The sequence below is a fragment of the Acinetobacter sp. 766875 genome (assembly GCF_000582055.1).
Classification (GTDB): Bacteria; Pseudomonadota; Gammaproteobacteria; order Pseudomonadales; family Moraxellaceae; genus Acinetobacter; species Acinetobacter nosocomialis.
The window spans coordinates 38275-55554 of sequence record NZ_JEXX01000009.1 but is presented as its reverse complement, the minus strand read 5'-3'; the positions used below and the strand labels follow the sequence as shown (position 1 = coordinate 55554).

Sequence of the window (17280 nt, the reverse complement as noted above, 5' to 3'; positions counted from 1 at the left end):
AGAACTTATATGAATATTGTACAAGACAAAAATATGCTTCCTGATGATCAATGGATTGACGTTTGTGCACTCGATGATTTAACCCCAAACACGGGTGCAGGAGCGCTAGTGGGCGGTCAAGCGGTTGCGATCTTCCGTGTGGGGCATGAAAAACGTGTTTATGTACTGAGCAATAAAGATCCGTTTAGCCAAGCGAATGTGATGAGCCGCGGGATTATTGGTGATTTACAAGGCGAACGCGTCGTTGCATCACCAATTTATAAACAACATTTCAGTTTAGCTACGGGCCGTTGTTTAGAAGATAAAGACCAAAAATTGGCAGTTTATCCGAGCAAAATTGTTGATGGCCGTGTTTGGGTCAACGCGGTGCCGCAAAAAACTTATATTACCAATACAGGTGTATCACAAGACAAACTTAGACTGGTGCTGATCGGAAATGGTTTGGCAGGGATGCGTTGTCTGGAAGATTTACTCGATATGGCACCAGATCGTTATGAAGTTACGGTGATTGGTGAAGAACCATGGGGTAACTATAACCGTATTATGTTGTCTCCGGTTTTATCGGGTGAAAAAACCATTGAAGACATTATGTTGCATCCACCGAAGTGGTACGACGATAAAGGCATTAAATTTATTGCTGGTGATAAAGCCGTAAAAATTGATCGTCCGCGTAAAGTGGTTTACACCGAAAAAGGCCAGACAGTTGATTATGACCGTTTGATTCTGGCAACAGGCTCAGCACCATTTATTCCACCAGTTCAAGGTGTTGACCTAAAAGGGGTGTTAACTTTCCGCGATATTTATGACGTTAACACCATGATTGAATATTGTGGTTCAAAAACTAATGCAGTCGTGATTGGTGGCGGTTTGCTGGGTTTAGAAGCTGCCTATGGTTTAAAGCAACGTGGTATGAATGTCACAGTTCTACATTTGATGGACCGTATTATGGAACGTCAACTTGATGGGCGTGCGAGTCAATTACTTCGTCATAGCATTGAGCAAAAAGGCATTCAAATCATTACCGAAGCCAATACAGAAGCGTTAATTGGTGATGAAAACGGTCATGTCAAACAAATCCGTTTGAAAGATGGCACAGTGTTAGATGCGGACCTTGTGGTGTTTGCTGTAGGTATCCGTCCGAATATTGCTTTGGCGCAAAGTGCAGGATTACGTTGTAACCGTGGTGTATTGGTGAATGACACCATGCAAACATTTGACCCAAGTATTTATGCCGTGGGTGAGTGTATCGAACACCGTGGTCAAACTTTCGGTTTGGTTGAACCACTGTGGGGCCAAGCTTTTATTTGCGCGACCCATTTAGCAGAGCACGGCAGCTTAACTTTTAAAGCACCGACCGTACCGACTCAGTTAAAAGTCAGTGGTGTCGATGTATTTTCGGCAGGCAATTTTGAACCGAAAGATGATTATGAAGACATTATCCTGAACGATGAAAAACGCCAGATTTATAAGCGTATTATCATTCAAAACGACCGGGTAATCGGTGCAGTATTGTTTGGAGATACTGAAGATGGCATGTGGTATGCAGAGTTAATTGCAGATCAAACTCCTGTTTCTTCATTTAGAAATAAGCTGCTATTTGGTCGAGATTTTGCATTAAAAAATGCAGGCTAAATAGGGAAAGGAGCAGTTATGAATAGTATTCCAAGCGTTGAAATCGATAGCTCCGACCATGTTGCAAAAACAACTAAAACAACATGTCCATATTGCGGTGTAGGTTGTGGTGTTAGTGTAAACGTTCAACAAAAACCTCAAGGACCTGTGGTGCAAGTTGAGGGGGATGCTGAGCATCCTTCCAACTTTGGGCGCTTATGCATTAAAGGTAGCCGACTTGCGGATACTTTGGGGTTAGAAACACGTCTACTTCAACCGATGTTTGGTCGTAAGCCACATCGGACTGTAACGACATGGGATGCAGCAATCAATAAAATTGCCGATAAATTCCAGTCTTGTATCGACAAATATGGTCGTGACAGCATTGCATTTTATGTTTCAGGTCAGCTTTTGACTGAAGACTATTATGTGGTGAACAAGTTTGTAAAAGGCTATTTAGGCACTGCAAATATCGATACCAACTCACGCCTTTGCATGTCATCTGCAGTGGCAGGTCACAAACGTAGTTTCGGTGAAGATATTGTGCCTGCAAGTTATGAAGATTTTGAACATGCAGATATGGTGGTTTTGGTTGGTTCCAATACCGCATGGTGCCATCCTGTGCTGTATCAGCGGATTATGCAGGCTAAAAGCCACAATCCAGATATGTTTGTTGTGGTGATTGACCCACGTTTTACCAGTACTTGTGAGCAAGCGGATTTACATTTACCGATTTTACCGGGCCAAGATGTCGCATTGTTTAACGGACTATTCCAATATCTATATCAAAATGGTCATGCCGATCAGGCCTTTGTGGATGCCTATACTGAAGGTTTGCAAGAGGTTTTGGTAAGTAGTCAGCAAGAAACGGATATTGCCTATGTTGCCAAACGCAGTGGTATTTCTTTAGACAAATTACAGCAGTTCTTTAAGAAATTTGCGCAGACTGAAAAGGTAATCACGCTATTTTCAATGGGTGTGAATCAATCAAGTCAGGGTGTCAATAAAGCCAACAGCATTATTAATTGCCACTTACTAACAGGTAAAATTGGAAAACTCGGTGCTGCACCATTTTCAATGACAGGCCAGCCCAATGCCATGGGTGGTCGAGAAGTGGGTGGCTTAGCTAATATGTTGGCTGCCCATATGGATTTAGATAATCCCTTGCACCAAAAAGTAGTGCAAACCTTTTGGGACAGCCCATTTATTGCAACTCAAGCTGGCTTAAAAGCTGTTGATTTGTTCCGTGCTGTTGAAGCTGGAAAAATTAAAGCCATCTGGATTATGGCAACCAATCCGGTGGTAAGTTTACCAGATGCCGATCAGGTGAAACGTGCTTTAGAGAAATGCGAATTGGTTGTGGTGTCAGATATCTGTGCCGATACCGATACTACGGCTTACGCCGATGTGTTACTTCCAGCTTTAGGTTGGGGTGAAAAGGACGGTACAGTAACCAACTCCGAACGCCGTATTTCACGTCAACGTGCTTTTTTACCTGCGCCGGGTGAAGCAAAAGCGGATTGGTGGTCAGTGAGCCAAGTTGCGAAAAAATTAGGCTTTAAAGGTTTTGACTTTAATAGTGCTGTTGATATTTTTAATGAACATGCGGCTTTGTCAGCACAAGATAATGCTGACATCAATACACGTGAGCAAACTGATACGTTCCGTTATTTCAACTTAAAAGGTTTAATGAACCTAAGTACTGCTGAGTACGACGCTCTACAACCAGTGCAATGGCCAGTATGGGATAAAAACCAAGACGCTAAAGCTGTTCAACAACTGTTTGGCAAGGGCCAGTTTAGTCACAAAAATGCTAAGGCAAAATTGATTCCTACTGTTGCAATTAATCCGGTACATGCAATTTCAGAAGATTATCCGCTCATTTTGAACACGGGGCGTATTCGTGATCAATGGCATACCATGACCCGTACTGGTTTGTCGCCAAATTTAACCAGTCATCGTGCTGAACCATTCTGTGAGATTCATCCGAGTGATGCATTGAAGTTTGGTGTGCGTGATCAAGGCTTGGTAGAAGTTCGTTCGAAATGGGGCAGTTGTGTACTGCGCGTGACATTCTCATCAGGTGTCCGTCGTGGGCAAATTTTTGCACCGATTCACTGGACTGAACAGGTCGCATCCGACGCCCGTATTGGTAAAGTCGTTAATCCAGAAGTTGATGCAATTTCAGGTGAGCCCGAGTTCAAACATACGCCTGTAACTATTCAGCCGTTCTATACCACTTGGCAAGGCGTGCTCTATATTCGTGAAGGATACGATTCGCACATTCAAGAATCGCTACATCACTGTGCATGGTGGACTAAAGTCAAAATGGTGAAAACCAATCGATATGAACTTGCAGACCGCCAAACTTTTCATGATACTCAAAAGAATCTGAAAAGCTTTTTGCCATTTGCTGATGAAACCTTTGAATGGTTAAGCATAGAAGATATTTCTTCACAGCTGAGCCATAGTATTATTTTGAAAGATGGCATTGTAATTGCAAGTCTATATATTGCACCGCCAGATTTATTGCCAGACCGTGACTGGGTAGCAAGTTTGTTTAAACGAGAACGTTTGAGCGCCTTGCACCGTAAAGCTTTACTAGCAGGTATGCCAATGTCGGCTACTAATAATGATGGGCCTTTAGTTTGTAGTTGTTTTAAAGTAGGTAAGAATAAAATTATCGACGTGATAAAAACACAAAACATTACCCATGAAAAACAGGTTACTGCATGTTTAAAAGCAGGTGGAAACTGTGGTTCATGTTTACCTGAAATCCGAGGCTTGATTAAAGCTTGCCAGCAAGAGGTGGAAGTGTGAATAAGGGATATCCCGTAACTGATTTGGTCATTCTCGCGGGTGGACAAGCCCGCCGTATGAATGGTTTAAATAAGCTGTTGCAACAATTTGATGGAGATACGCAACTACTCAAAATTCATCAAAAATTAAAGTCATCTGTATCTGAAATTTGGGTGAATAGTCATCGTGATTATTCGATTTATCAAAGTATTGTGCCTGATATTAAATGTTTTCAAGATGATGCTTCCGGTTTTTTCGGCCCACTTATGGGAATGAAAAGTGCATGGTCACATGTAAAAGCAGATTATGTTTTGTTTATCCCTTGTGATGTGACCTACATACCTACGCAAGTCGTTGCGAAATTACATAGCGCTCTTCGCAAAAATAAACAGGCTCAGGCAGCTTACGTTTCAATTAACGGAGATGCCTTATACCCATTTTGTTTGTTAAAACGTGACAGTCTAGAGGTTTTAGAGCAGCAAATTGACAAGCAACAATTGAGTTTAAAAAATTGCTTCAAACTTTTACACGCACAAGTAGCCATTTTTCAAAAGCAAAACTTATTTTTCCATAGCATTAATTCTTTAGATGAACTTCAACAATACAAACAAATTAAAGCATTTAAAGAGATTTTTTCGACAAATTAGAACTTCAATCATATCGATTTAAAATTTACATTGATAATCTGAAATCATTTTTTAAATTTTGAGTTATTGACTGTTTAGAATTTAAGTTCTATTTTGGAACTTGTTATTTTCATTCTAGCCAGATGTATAAAAATAAACGGAGCCAGAAAAATGATGGACGCAGCTCAGCAAAGTAAAACAGATGTGACCGCATGTATTTTATGTTCAAGAAACTGCGGTTTGAGCGTAGAAATTAAAGATAACCAATTTGTCAAAATTAAAGGTAATCCTGAGCACCCATTTTCTCAAGGTTACATTTGCCAAAAAGCCGCAAGATTACAGCATTACCAGAAACATGCAGACCGTTTAACCTCACCTTTAAAACGCCAACCAGATGGCTCATTTCAAGAAATTAGTTGGGATGTGGCGATACAAGAAATTGCCGATCGATTAGTGCAGATTAGAGATAAATTTGGCGGTACTGCTTTTGCTTCGGTTGGCGGTGGTGGTCAGGGTAACCACCTCGGTGCAGCTTATGGCCGACAACTTTTATTGGCTATGAAAAGTTATTATGCATATAACTCACTTGCCCAAGAAAAAACAGGTGATTTCTGGCTCAATGGACGCCTGTTCGGTAGTCAGGCTTGCCATACGACAGAAGATGTTGAACATGCAGATTATGTACTTTTTATTGGAACAAATCCGTTTCAAGCACATGGTATTCCTAACGCACGAGACACGCTAAAACATATTAAAAAAGATCCGAACCGAACCATGGTGGTGTTCGACCCGCGTGTTACCGAAACGGCAAAACAAGCAGACATTCACGTACAGCTAAAACCGGGAACAGATGCTTTTTTAATGTCGGCCATGATTGCGATCATTATTAAAGAAAAGCTTTATGATGCAGCGTTTATTGAGCAGCACACACATGGGTTTGAAGACGTAAAAGCTGCATTTAACCATGTCCCGATTGAAGACTATATTGCTAAAGCTGATGTACCTGTCGATTTGATTTATCAGGTTGTTCGAGAGTTTGCCAAAGCAAAAAGAGGCTGTGTACGTATCGATTTAGGTATTCAACATACTTTGAATACAACATTAAATGGTTATTTAGAAAAGCTCTTATACTTGCTGACAGGGAACTTTGGAAAACAGGGTACCAATAATTTGCATACCATGTTTATTCCAATTTTGACCGATACGGATGAAAGAAAACCAAAATATCGACGTAGCGTTTACCATAAAATGTTCCCGATTTCCGGGTTTTTCCCGCCTAATATTTTACCCGATGAAATCCTAAAAGCAGCGGAAAAGCGAATTCGTGCTGTGTTTGTAGATAGTTGTAATCCATTATTAACCTATCCTGATACACCAGCTTTTGAGGAAGCATTTAAAGCATTAGATTTGTTGGTGGTAGTTGATGTTGCGATGACAGAAACCGCGAGATTTGCACACTATACTTTGCCTGCTCATACTCAGTTTGAAAAATGGGAATTTACCGGTTTTAACTTGGAATTTCCTAAGAATGGTTTTCACCTGCGTCATCCCGTATTGGTTGCTCAAGCAAATACTTTACCGGAAGCCGAAATTTATACTCGATTACTGGAAGCGATGAATGCTATTCCGAAGAGTTTCCCAGTTTTAGAAAAAATAGCTGCGGTCGACTCGAAAAAAACTGCCTACTTACCATACTTGTCGGCGTTAGGACTTACCTTGGCACGACATAAAAAATATATCCCTTTTGCTGCTTCTATTATTTATCGAACTCTTGGCAAACGACTTGGCAATTCTGCAGATTCAGTTGCTTTTTTATTGCCGCTATCTATTCAATATGCTGTTTTACATACCAAAGCAGTACGCCGTGCAGGTTATAAAGGTAATCCGTTAACACAAGGAGTCAAACTATTTGAGCAGATATTAAAGCAACGTTCAGGTATGGTTTTATCGCAACATGAATATGACGAAGTCTGGAAACTGGTGGCTTATAAAGATAAGAAAATACGTCTTGCAATTCCCGAGATGTTAAGTGAACTCGCAAGCTTGAAAAGCCATAACGTTAATGTTGAAGAGTTTCCTTTCATCCTTTTGTCAGGTGAACGACGTAGCTACAACGCCAACCAAATTTACCGTGACCCTGCTTGGCGAAAAGTAGATGCAGAAGGTGCACTGCGTATTCATCCCGAAGACGCAAGGCACTTAAATGTAGATACAGGAGGGCAGCTTAAATGTATCTCACAGCATGGAGAAATTCAGGTAGCTATTGAGTTAGATGATGGGATGAGAAGAGGTGTTGTGTCACTGCCACATGGCTACGGTATGCGCTTTCAAAATGGAGCACCGATTGGGCCACAATTAAACTTACTTATTTCTGCTGAACATTGTGATCCATTGTCGAAAACGCCGTACCATAAATATGTACCCATCCGTCTAGAAAAGTGTTAGAAATAGAATCAAGTAAAACATAGATTTTACCGCGCTAACTCGAGATTTATTTTTTAATTGTTCTTAAGGTAGTGCGATGAAAAGTCTATAAAAAATTTAAATATTATGGAAAATAAGTAGAGCTGGAACGAATTTTGCAATTAAAAAACAAAGCACTATTAAGATGCAATTTTTTGTATTTGATTGTTCATAATCGGTGCTCGCAAGATTTGAAATGTTCTCGATATGAGTGCAAATGATGAAACAATATCACTCTGAAAATGCGCCAAGCCTTCTGCAAGATCAATATGGGCGTATCAAGCGTAAGTTACGAATTTCTGTAACTGAACGCTGTAATTTTAAGTGTGTATATTGCATGCCTGAGCATCCAGAATGGTTAAATAAACAGGACTTGCTTAGTTTTGAAGCGCTCTTTCAATTTTGTCATTTTATGGTGCAGCAAGGTATCGAGAGTATTCGCATTACGGGTGGTGAACCATTAATGCGTCAAGGCATTGTTCATTTTGTTCGTGATTTGCAGGCCTTAAAAGCATTAGGTTTAAAACGTATATCGATGACTACAAATGGTCATTACCTTGCTAAATACGCTAAACAACTAAAAGACGCTGGATTAGATGATTTAAACATTAGTTTAGATAGTCTTGATTCAATTCAATTTAAAGAGCTCACTAAGAAAAAGTTAGAACCAGTTCTTGAGGGTATTCAAGCTGCTAAAGATGCAGGACTGCCTTTTAAAATTAACTGCGTATTAATGAAAGATAAAAATGATAATCAAATCTTACCTATGGTGAAGTGGTCAATTGCTCATCATATTCCTTTACGTTTTATCGAGTTTATGCCGCTTGATGGTGATGCACTTTGGTCAAATAAAGATGTGGTAAGCGAGGCTGAAATTTTGAAGGTATTGCAACCTTATTATTCGGTACAAGTGATCGAGCAGCAACATGAGCCAGCGCGTCAATATCTAATTAACGATAGCTACCATTTAGGAATTATTTCCACAATTACGCATTCATTTTGTCATCAATGTGACCGTATACGACTTACCGCAAAAGGCGAACTATATAACTGTTTATTTGCGCCGCAAGGTTTAAATATTAAGCCTCAGCTTCAAGTACTGGTAAGCAAACAACATAGCCCAGAATACGGTATATATATCCAAAATTTAAAGAATTTGGTTCATCCTTATATCTGGCATAAAGCAAAAGGTTTCCATGCCTTACAACATCAACAAACCCGTAAAATCAGCATGCATATGCTTGGGGGATAAATGCAACAATCTATCCAAATTAAAGTCGAAGCATTTGGTGCAATTGAAAAATTGCTTCCTGAAAATCTTTTGTTAGTTTGTCCTAATCATAGTTTGGTTAAAGATGTATTGGATGAAATTATTTTATTGCATCCGGAATCTACAAAAGCCATGGAAAAATGTGCATGTGCAATTGGTGACAATGTCATAACAAGACAAACTGTCTTAAGTGAGCCATGCACTTTGGTTTTATTATCACCCGTTGCTGGAGGATGAATCATGAAAGAGTTCGCAAGAATACAAGAGCAGGCTTTAAGTCTAGATACTTTTGATCCGATTCAATCTTTTCCTGAATGTGGCGGTATTGATATTTTTATGGGTACGGTTCGTAATCACCACGAAGGTAAAGCGGTAAAGGCGCTGAAATATACATCTTATAAACCGCTTGCAGAAAAAATGATACGTGAAATTGAACTAGAAATTGAGAAAAAGTATCAGGTATCTTATGTGCGAGTGGTTCATCGAATTGGATATCTGGATGTTGGTGAAATAGCCATTATTGCGATTGCGTATGCAGCCCATCGCCGTGAAGCTTTTCAAGCATGTGAGGAAGCAGTCGAACGGGTAAAACATGAAGTGCCTGTCTTTAAAGAAGAGTTCTTTACAGATGGCACAAGTCATTATGTAGAGGGCTGTTGTATTCGTAAGGATGCGCCGCACGACCACAAACATCACCATCATCATGCCGGCCATGAGCACTCATACTGAAATATGTAACACTAGGATAAATAATGAAAAACGTAGGAATGAAGCCGGAAAGTTATCGTGTTGCCGAAGCACAAGCGATTTTATATGCACCACCCGCCTGTATTGAACTATTAAGACAAGGAAACACGGAAAAAGGTGATGCCCTAAAAACAGCACGTGTTGCAGGAATTTTGGCAGCAAAACGAACTGATGAGCTGATTCCACTATGTCATCCGCTACCGATTTATAGGGCAGATGTAGAATATGAATTGGAACATGACTTTGTAAAAATTATTGCTGTCGTTGAGACCATTGGGCCAACTGGCGTAGAAATGGAAGCTTTAATGGCGGCAAGCCTTGCAGGTTTAACCATTTACGACATGTTAAAGCCTCATTGTGAACCAGAAGAACTCTGGATGGATCAATGTAAACTACTTAAGAAAAAAGGCGGAAAATCCCATTTTAAACGGGTATTGCGTCAGCCTGTTTCGGCTGCGGTTATTGTATTGTCAGATACCGTAGCAGCGGGTAGAAAGCCGGATACGGCCGGAAAATCTGTAGTTGAAACTTTAACTGAAGCTGGATTTGATCCGATCCATTACCAAATTTTGCCTGATGAAGCAGATGATCTCAAAGAATTGGTCCTAGAACTCACCAAATCGTATGCTTGTATTATGACCGTGGGTGGGACAGGAATTGGTAAGCGTGACATTACAGTTGATACGCTAGAGCCTCTTTTAGAACGTAAATTAGATGGCTTAATGGAAGCTGCTCGCTCATTTGGACAAAAACGCACGCCATACGCTGCTATGTCACGCGGAGTAGCAGGGTTTATTGACCGTTCGTTAGTAGTGACGTTACCGGGAAGCCGTGGTGGAGCAAGTGAATCAATGGCTGCTATTTTACCTGCCTTAGTCCATATTTTTGATGTTTGCCGTGATTTACCGCATCCGGGAGGCTATGAATAATGTCAGGTTGTGGTGCTGAGCATGGATTAATCAGTATAGATGAAGCGCTAGATTTAGTTATTAATAAGCCTAAAAACTTAAGCTCTATACAAAAGACTCTAAAAAATAGCCTAAGTAGTTATCTTGCCAAAGAGATTTACTCTGAAATTAATCTACCTAGCTTTTCTCAAAGTGCGGTAGACGGTTATGCACTTTGTAGCCATACAGAAGATTTAAATAATCAAAAGTTCCAAGTCACAGGTGAGATTCGTGCCGGAAGTGAGAGTCACGACATACTCGGTGAAGGTCAGGCAATTCGTATATTTACGGGCGGCAAAATTCCTGAAGGGACAACGCATGTAGCACGGCAAGAAATCGTATCCGTTATTTCGGCCCAAGAAATTTGTTTAACGGAACATATACGCCCTCAAGCCGATATCCGCTTTACCGGAGAGGAAATCCAGCAAGGGCAGTTGCTTGCTCAAACAGGACAGTTTCTAAATATTGGAAGTTTGGCTGCTTTAAGTATGGCGGGGGTGCAAACCGTTGAAGTCTATCGTGCACCGAAAGTCGCTGTTTTGATCACGGGTGATGAAGTTGCCGAAACAGCAGAGGACCTAGCTGAAGGTAAAGTCTTTGATGCAAATGGCCCATTACTAAAAGCTTGGTTTGAAGATTATGGTTTAGATATCGAGCTGATTCACGTGGCAGATGAAGCAGAGCAGGTCAGCCATTACTTTAATCAACTAAAAGACAACCATGATATTGTTATAACGACTGGCGGAGTTTCGGTAGGAGATTACGACTTTGTTCGGCCCTGTGCTTTCGAAGTTGGGTTTGAACAAATTTTTTGGAAAGTTAAACAAAAACCGGGTAAACCTTTATTCTTTGCCGAATACCATAATTCACAAACCCAACATTCTTGCTATTTGTTAGGCTTACCGGGCAATCCGGCTGCGGTATATGTCGCAATGCAAATTTACGGAAAATCTTTGCTTGATGCATTGCAGGGCAATAGACAGGGACCAGAATGGTTTACCGCAATTTTAGAGCATGATTTAAAAGAAGATGCACGTGAGCGTTTTTTACGAATGTATGCTTATTTTGATGCAGGACAACTTAGGGTAAAAAGTTTGGCCAAGCAGCAGTCCCATATGCTGAGTAATCTTATGCAAGCCAATTGTCTAGTCCGTATTCCTGCGAATACAAAACTAGCATCAGGAACTGTGCTAAAGGGAATCTTTATTTCAAATTAACTTATAAATAAGCTGAATATAATTAATCCATACGGATGGATTAATTATATTTTATATCTATTTTTAGTGACTGTTATTTTAAAAAATAAGCTTTATAAATATACTAAAAACTTATTTCTAAGCTCTATATTGCATATAACATATTAAGTGGTTTAGGGTATAAATAATAAGGCAAATAGGCCAGTTTTATATTGAGGAAAGCATAAAGATGAAATGGGATGACATCGGTGATCAGCCTTGTTCAGTTGCCCGTATGCTATCAGTGATTGGTGATCGATGGACGATGCTAATATTACGTAATGCTTTTATGGGAATTCGTCGTTTTGATGACTTTCAAAAATCATTAGGTGTCACTCGTCATGTCCTTTCTGATCGTTTAAAACGGTTGGTTGAATACGAAATTTTAGTGAAAGCGCCTTATTTTGACCGTCAGGAACGCTTTGAATATCGTCTCACGGATAAAGGCTTTGAGCTTTATCCAATTATCTTATCTATGGCGAACTGGGCAGATAAATGGATGGACCAAGGTTTAGGCAAGCCTTTGGAATATCGCCACAAAACATGTGGACATAAGTTTGAACCAGTCATGGTTTGTTCGGTCTGCCGCGAACCTTTACATGCAAAACAAGTTCAGGTTTCGGCTGGGCCGGGCTATTTTGCTTATATGGAACAAAAGCAAAAACAGGCTTAAACTTGTTTCTCTAACGACTCTTGTAGAAGTGCTTCTGCAAGGGTCTTATAAATATAATCATGATTTGATTGTGTAATATTAAAACGGATAAATTGACCTGCCGATTGGGCCTGGCTAAAGGCATTACCCGGGGCGAGAATCACTTGCCGATTCAGACAAAACTGAGCAATCTTCGCTGCATCTACACCTTCTGGTAGATGACACCACACAAAAATTCCAGCCTTGGGTTCAATCCACGGTTCTATCCCAATCGATTTGAGCTTCGTAATTGTTTCTTGCATGGCTTGAGCTAAACGAACTTTTAATAAATCTAAATGCTTACGGTATGAACCATCGGTTAAAGCTGTGTGTAAAATCTTGGCTGAGAGTCCATTGTGAGAAAAACTGGTAGCAATTTTTAAATCGGTAATCTGATCAATCCATTCTGGTTTTGCAATAATGTAGCCGCAGCGAATAGAGGCAGAAAGCGTTTTAGAGAAACTTCCAATAAAAATCACGCGTGAAAGGTTGTCTAGGGCTGCAAGTCGTGGAGCTGGAGTATATTCAAAATCCGAGAATATATCGTCTTCAATCACAATTAAATTAGATTGATCAATCAACTTCAGTAATTGATGAGCTGTCGAGAGTGAAAGCGTTGCGCCAGTGGGGTTATGTATTCCTGAATTTGTAATATAAAGCCGAGGATTATAGATCTCAATCGCTTCTTTAAATGCCTCTAAGTCTGGGCCATTTGGAGTGTATGGAATACCAATAACTTTAACTTGATGAACTTTAAGTAGAGCATGAAAATTAAAGTAACATGGGTCATCAATTAGAACTACATCATCTGGTTTAAGTAAAAAACGACAAACCAGATCAATAGCTTGAGTGCCTGAATCGGTTAGAACAACTTGATTGAGATTTGCCTCTATACCTTTATTTTGTGCTCGCCTAGCCAGTAAATCTCTTAATACGGGCAGCCCTAACGGTGAAGAATAACCCATTAAACTATCATCTTCACTTCGTGTAACAGATCTTAATGCCTTACGAATACTTTCAAGTGGCATCCAGTCATTAGGTAACCAACCACAACCGGGCTTAAACGCATCAGGTTCTGCCTCTAAAGACTGACGTGAAATCCATAACGGATCTATTGAGCGATCTAGTTTGGGTCCTAATTCACTTAAGTCTAAAGGAGCAAGTGGTGCCACTACATAAAAGCCCGATCCACTACGTGATTCAATTTTACCTAGGGCAATTAATCGCTCGTAAGCTTCGACAACCGTAGAAATAGAAAAACCTAAATCTTTGGCCAACTTGCGCACAGAGGGGAGTCGAGTTCCCGGAGTTAAAGAGCGATTCTTAATTTGTTGTTCAATCTGTGAAATAACAAGTTCGATTTTTGTTTTTGTCTGGTTCACGTTAATTATCTCTACTGTACTGCTCATTTATACATAACAGTTTTTTAAAATTGTACTGCTTTGTATCTGGTTTTGACACCATATCACAGCTTAAATTCTTCGTATAGTTGCGGAGAATAATATGCAAAAGTTTATGAACGGTTGGGTGAATGGTTTTATTGGGGTTGCAATTTTTGCCGGTTCATTACCGGCTACCCGTGTTGCGGTAACAGGTTTTGAGCCTGGTTTTCTAACAGCAGCAAGAGCTGTCATTGCAGGAGTTTTGGGTTTAATTCTTATCTTTTTGCTTAAGGAAAAAAAGCCTGCTAAACAAGATTGGTGGCCACTGGCTATTGTGGCTTTAGGCGTTGTAGTTGGGTTTCCCTTATTTACTGCGCTTGCTCTACAGTATATGAACGCAGCCCACTCGATTGTCTTTGTTAGTCTTCTGCCATTAGCTACAGCCATATTTGCAGTAGTGAGAGGTGGAGAAAAACCAAATTTATTTTTTTGGATATTTGCAATTTTAGGCAGTCTGGTTGTTTTTACCTATATGTTTTTCTTATCGGGTGAAGCTTCTTTTGGCATCGGCGATTTATACATGCTTATTGCAATTATTTTGTGTGGATTTGGCTATGCCGAAGGCGGAGTACTTTCGAAAAAAATAGGTGGATGGCAAGTGATTTGTTGGGCGCTTATTTTAGCTTTACCGATTATGCTGCTTGCTACTCTTTTTTATATGCCCGTTTCCTTTCAAGATGTATCTACATCAGCGGTAGCAGGACTGGTTTATGTATCTTTATTTAGTATGCTCATCGGGTTCTTTTTTTGGTACAAAGGACTTGCACAAGGTGGTATTGCTGCAATTAGCCAGCTACAGCTTTTACAGCCTTTAATGGGACTTGCGATTGCCGCACTTTTATTACATGAACACGTAAGTTGGTCGATGTTAATGGTAACGGCAGTAACAATTTTATGTGTCGCTGCCGCTAAAAAATTCGCATAAAAATCTATAAACAATTTGCCGGTTTAGGAATACCTGCCAAGCGACTGAGATGGCGAGCAACTAAACCGGTATTAAATTTTTGCTGTAAAACAGCATTATTAATATCTGGACTGACGGTTTTCATTAAAAACTTAATCAGAGGGCGGGTTGCAGGAGAATGCCCAAATTGCTGATAAAATTGGCGAACCGCAGCTAAAACTTCAAAATGCCAATCTGTTAATTCAAGATCGAGAGATTTGGCGAGTTCCTGTGCTACTTCTGGATTCCAAATCGTATAGTCGACTAAATGACCATCTTGATCTAATTCTAAATTCATAAAAATGAGCCTAACTATATTATTTTAAAGAAATGCATCGATTAAACTGTAAAACCAGATCCGCAAACTGGTCATAGTTCAATACCTTAACGTGAGCTAAGGTTTCTGCATCAATTAAATCTTTTTCATTAGATAAACAAGAAACTGAGCCAAACTGCTGACAAATATTTACCGAAAGTTGAGCAGTTGAGTCACCCATAAAAATAATTTGATCATCTTTATGGAACAGTTTTGCAAGTTCTTCAATAATGCGAGGAGTATGGTGATAAGAAGCTTGCACAAGATAAAGAGTTGATTGCGTCATTAAAATTACACCTTTATCTACCAATATAAGACATGATCGAAAGATTGGATGAGTTCAGTATCTAGCTGAACAAATTCTAGTTCCTGCTCACTTTTTTGAACAAAAGGATGCTGTTTATTTTTGTCTTCAATAAGAATTGGGCTTAAGTCATAAAACTCAAAGCTATCTACCATATTTGAAGCAATTTTAAATGCATGCTGCAATTGGTCAAAGTTACGTTCATTTTGTAAAAGACTAAGAGCCGCATCTTTTAATAATACTTTGACTGGTGAGCCAAAGGTTGCTAAAACCATAGTAGCGGCGAGGCTTTCATTGACTTGTAGGCTGGTTAAATTGGCTTGGGTCAAAATAACGAGTACAGTTTTCACACAATATACCTTTTAAAAGCAACAATCTAAGTTAATAAAGTAACTTAGAATTGAAGAAGACGAGAGGCTGACTGTACTGCATCAGCAAGTTCACCTAGTCCAACCAACTCAAAGTTGTTCGCTAGGTTGTGATGACTAAGTTGATGACGACTCGCATTTTCTGCATCGGTAATCCCACGTGCAAGAGCTGCGCTGACACAGACAGGAAGTCGGATCGCGAGCTTTTGCCATTCATGCGTTAAATTACGCTGGTCGTCAGGAACCCATTGAAAATCATTCGCAACTTGAACGCCATCTTGGTAAAAGAATACACGAAAGTCTTCATTTTTACTTTTGAGTGCCTGAGCAAGGCCTAGCGCATGCCAAGCATGGATCGAAGTAGGAGCAGAGGTTATTAGTAGTAATGTACTCATTGAGAATTCACTATGGTCATACGTCTAAATGGGCGTAGATACATTAAGAGAAAGGTAAGTATACAATGATTTTAGTGACAGGTGGTTTAGGCTTTATCGGTTCACACATTGCATTGAGTCTGCTGGCTCAAGGCCAAGAAGTGGTTATTGTCGATAATTTGGCTAACTCGACCTTGCAAACGCTTGAGCGGTTAGAATACATCTCTGGTATGTACGTTCCGTTTGTTAAACTTGATGTACGTAATACACCTGCATTGAACAAAGTATTTGAACAGTACTCAATCGATGCAGTTATTCACACAGCTGGTTTTAAATCTATTGAAGAGTCTAATTTAAAACCGCTCGAATATTACAATGACAATGTCAGTTGCATTATGAGCCTGTTACGTGCAATGCAACGTACTGGTGTTCGTCATTTTATCCATTTATCTAGCTTGGCAGTCTATGGAAAATCTGGTTTGCAGTTAAGCGAAACAGAAGACTTCAACTATTCTTATCCTAATCCATATATTAAATCTCAACAGATGATTGAAGAAATCATTAGAGATACTCATAAAATTGATCATGAATGGAAAATTGCAATCCTACGCCTATCAAATATTGTAGGTGCTTTTGAGCATGGTGTATTAGGTGAATATGTTGCACAGCTTCCTAAAAATATTGTACCGCTTGCATTACAAGTTGCAGCGATGCAGCGTGATTTAATTGAATTACAAGATCAGGTTTCGACCGAAGACCATACAGTAGAACGTAGCTTTTTACATGTATTAGATGTATGTGAAGCAGTAAGCTCAACTTTACATTGGTTACGCGATCAAACCCATTGCTGTGAAGCTTTTAATATTGCTCATGAGCAAGTGCACTCGATTCGTCAATTATTAGATGAAATTTCACAGGTTACCCAAGCCGAAATTCCGACGCAATCGGCAATTTATAAGCATGAAGAGTTGGCTGAATTGGGTGCAAATATAGGAAAGGCAAAAACTTTATTAGAATGGAATCCGAAACGAACTTTAAAGCAAATGATTGAAGATGAGTGGAGATTCTATCAAAATACATTAAATGGAAGATAAGATAATGATTCTTATTTACAATAATGAAATGCTTGAGTACGATATTAAAA

The 17280-nt window shown here is 39.7% G+C and carries 17 protein-coding genes; 12 read left to right on the top strand and 5 right to left on the bottom strand.

The genetic code is table 11. The features are described 5' to 3' along the window. The first annotated feature begins 9 nt into the window (after window positions 1-9). The 10 genes from nirD (at window position 10) to J576_RS10100 (ending at window position 12371) form a co-directional block, all read left to right on the top strand. Window positions 10-1632 (top strand): nitrite reductase small subunit NirD, encoded by a 1623-nt coding sequence (nirD, locus tag J576_RS10145; protein ID WP_001028494.1) that lies wholly within the window; start codon window positions 10-12, stop codon window positions 1630-1632. An 18-nt stretch (window positions 1633-1650) separates the two neighbouring features. Continuing rightward, window positions 1651-4431, top strand: a complete 2781-nt coding sequence (locus J576_RS10140) for a nitrate reductase (protein ID WP_002049651.1) — start codon at window positions 1651-1653, stop codon at window positions 4429-4431. Continuing rightward, entirely contained in the window at window positions 4428-5057 is a 630-nt protein-coding gene (mobA, locus tag J576_RS10135) for a molybdenum cofactor guanylyltransferase (RefSeq protein WP_002049614.1), read from the top strand. The genes J576_RS10140 and mobA overlap by 4 nt, the downstream gene beginning before the upstream one ends. 150 nt (window positions 5058-5207) lie before the next feature. After that, complete coding sequence (locus tag J576_RS10130) at window positions 5208-7481, top strand: molybdopterin-dependent oxidoreductase (RefSeq protein WP_002049615.1); 2274 nt, start codon at window positions 5208-5210, stop codon at window positions 7479-7481. A gap of 229 nt (window positions 7482-7710) precedes the next feature. Continuing rightward, window positions 7711-8751, top strand: a complete 1041-nt coding sequence (gene moaA, locus J576_RS10125; protein WP_081404066.1) for a GTP 3',8-cyclase MoaA — start codon at window positions 7711-7713, stop codon at window positions 8749-8751. After that, on the top strand, window positions 8752-9006 hold the full coding sequence (locus J576_RS10120; RefSeq protein ID WP_002049630.1) for a MoaD/ThiS family protein: 255 nt from the start codon (window positions 8752-8754) through the stop codon (window positions 9004-9006). A 3-nt stretch (window positions 9007-9009) separates the two neighbouring features. After that, on the top strand, window positions 9010-9498 hold the full coding sequence (locus tag J576_RS10115; RefSeq protein ID WP_002049606.1) for a molybdenum cofactor biosynthesis protein MoaE: 489 nt from the start codon (window positions 9010-9012) through the stop codon (window positions 9496-9498). 23 nt (window positions 9499-9521) lie between these two features. Next, window positions 9522-10445, top strand: a complete 924-nt coding sequence (moaCB, locus tag J576_RS10110) for a bifunctional molybdenum cofactor biosynthesis protein MoaC/MoaB (protein WP_002049603.1) — start codon at window positions 9522-9524, stop codon at window positions 10443-10445. Next, window positions 10445-11680, top strand: a complete 1236-nt coding sequence (locus J576_RS10105; RefSeq protein ID WP_002049583.1) for a molybdopterin molybdotransferase MoeA — start codon at window positions 10445-10447, stop codon at window positions 11678-11680. The genes moaCB and J576_RS10105 overlap by 1 nt, the downstream gene beginning before the upstream one ends. Window positions 11681-11888: 208 nt before the next feature. After that, window positions 11889-12371 (top strand): winged helix-turn-helix transcriptional regulator, encoded by a 483-nt coding sequence (locus tag J576_RS10100; protein WP_002049640.1) that lies wholly within the window; start codon window positions 11889-11891, stop codon window positions 12369-12371. Here the strand turns inward: J576_RS10100 and J576_RS10095 are convergent. Continuing rightward, the gene (locus tag J576_RS10095) at window positions 12368-13771 is read right to left on the bottom strand and encodes an aminotransferase-like domain-containing protein (protein ID WP_002049649.1); all 1404 of its coding nucleotides are present in this window, start codon (window positions 13769-13771) and stop codon (window positions 12368-12370) included. The genes J576_RS10100 and J576_RS10095 overlap by 4 nt on opposite strands. Window positions 13772-13892: 121 nt before the next feature. Here J576_RS10095 and J576_RS10090 point away from each other — a divergent pair, with 121 nt between their 5' ends. Next, window positions 13893-14756 carry a DMT family transporter gene (locus tag J576_RS10090; RefSeq protein ID WP_001168995.1) on the top strand — a complete coding sequence of 288 codons (864 nt, stop codon included), beginning with the start codon at window positions 13893-13895 and terminating at the stop codon, window positions 14754-14756. 4 nt (window positions 14757-14760) lie between these two features. Here J576_RS10090 and J576_RS10085 read toward each other — a convergent pair whose 3' ends face one another. Genes J576_RS10085 through tusD form a run of 4 tightly spaced genes read right to left on the bottom strand, consistent with a single transcriptional unit; the run spans window position 14761 to window position 16157 of the window. Further along, window positions 14761-15072, bottom strand: coding sequence for a TusE/DsrC/DsvC family sulfur relay protein (locus J576_RS10085; RefSeq protein WP_001047539.1), 312 nt, complete (start codon window positions 15070-15072; stop codon window positions 14761-14763). 19 nt (window positions 15073-15091) lie between these two features. After that, window positions 15092-15376 carry a hypothetical protein gene (locus tag J576_RS10080; RefSeq protein WP_002049667.1) on the bottom strand — a complete coding sequence of 95 codons (285 nt, stop codon included), beginning with the start codon at window positions 15374-15376 and terminating at the stop codon, window positions 15092-15094. A 17-nt stretch (window positions 15377-15393) separates the two neighbouring features. Continuing rightward, complete coding sequence (locus J576_RS10075) at window positions 15394-15744, bottom strand: hypothetical protein (protein ID WP_002049601.1); 351 nt, start codon at window positions 15742-15744, stop codon at window positions 15394-15396. A gap of 44 nt (window positions 15745-15788) precedes the next feature. Continuing rightward, complete coding sequence (gene tusD, locus J576_RS10070; protein WP_000105718.1) at window positions 15789-16157, bottom strand: sulfurtransferase complex subunit TusD; 369 nt, start codon at window positions 16155-16157, stop codon at window positions 15789-15791. A 65-nt stretch (window positions 16158-16222) separates the two neighbouring features. On the opposite strand from tusD, the gene galE reads away from it, so the two are divergent. Next, on the top strand, window positions 16223-17230 hold the full coding sequence (gene galE / locus J576_RS10065) for a UDP-glucose 4-epimerase GalE (RefSeq protein ID WP_002049638.1): 1008 nt from the start codon (window positions 16223-16225) through the stop codon (window positions 17228-17230). The last annotated feature ends 50 nt before the right edge of the window (window positions 17231-17280 follow it).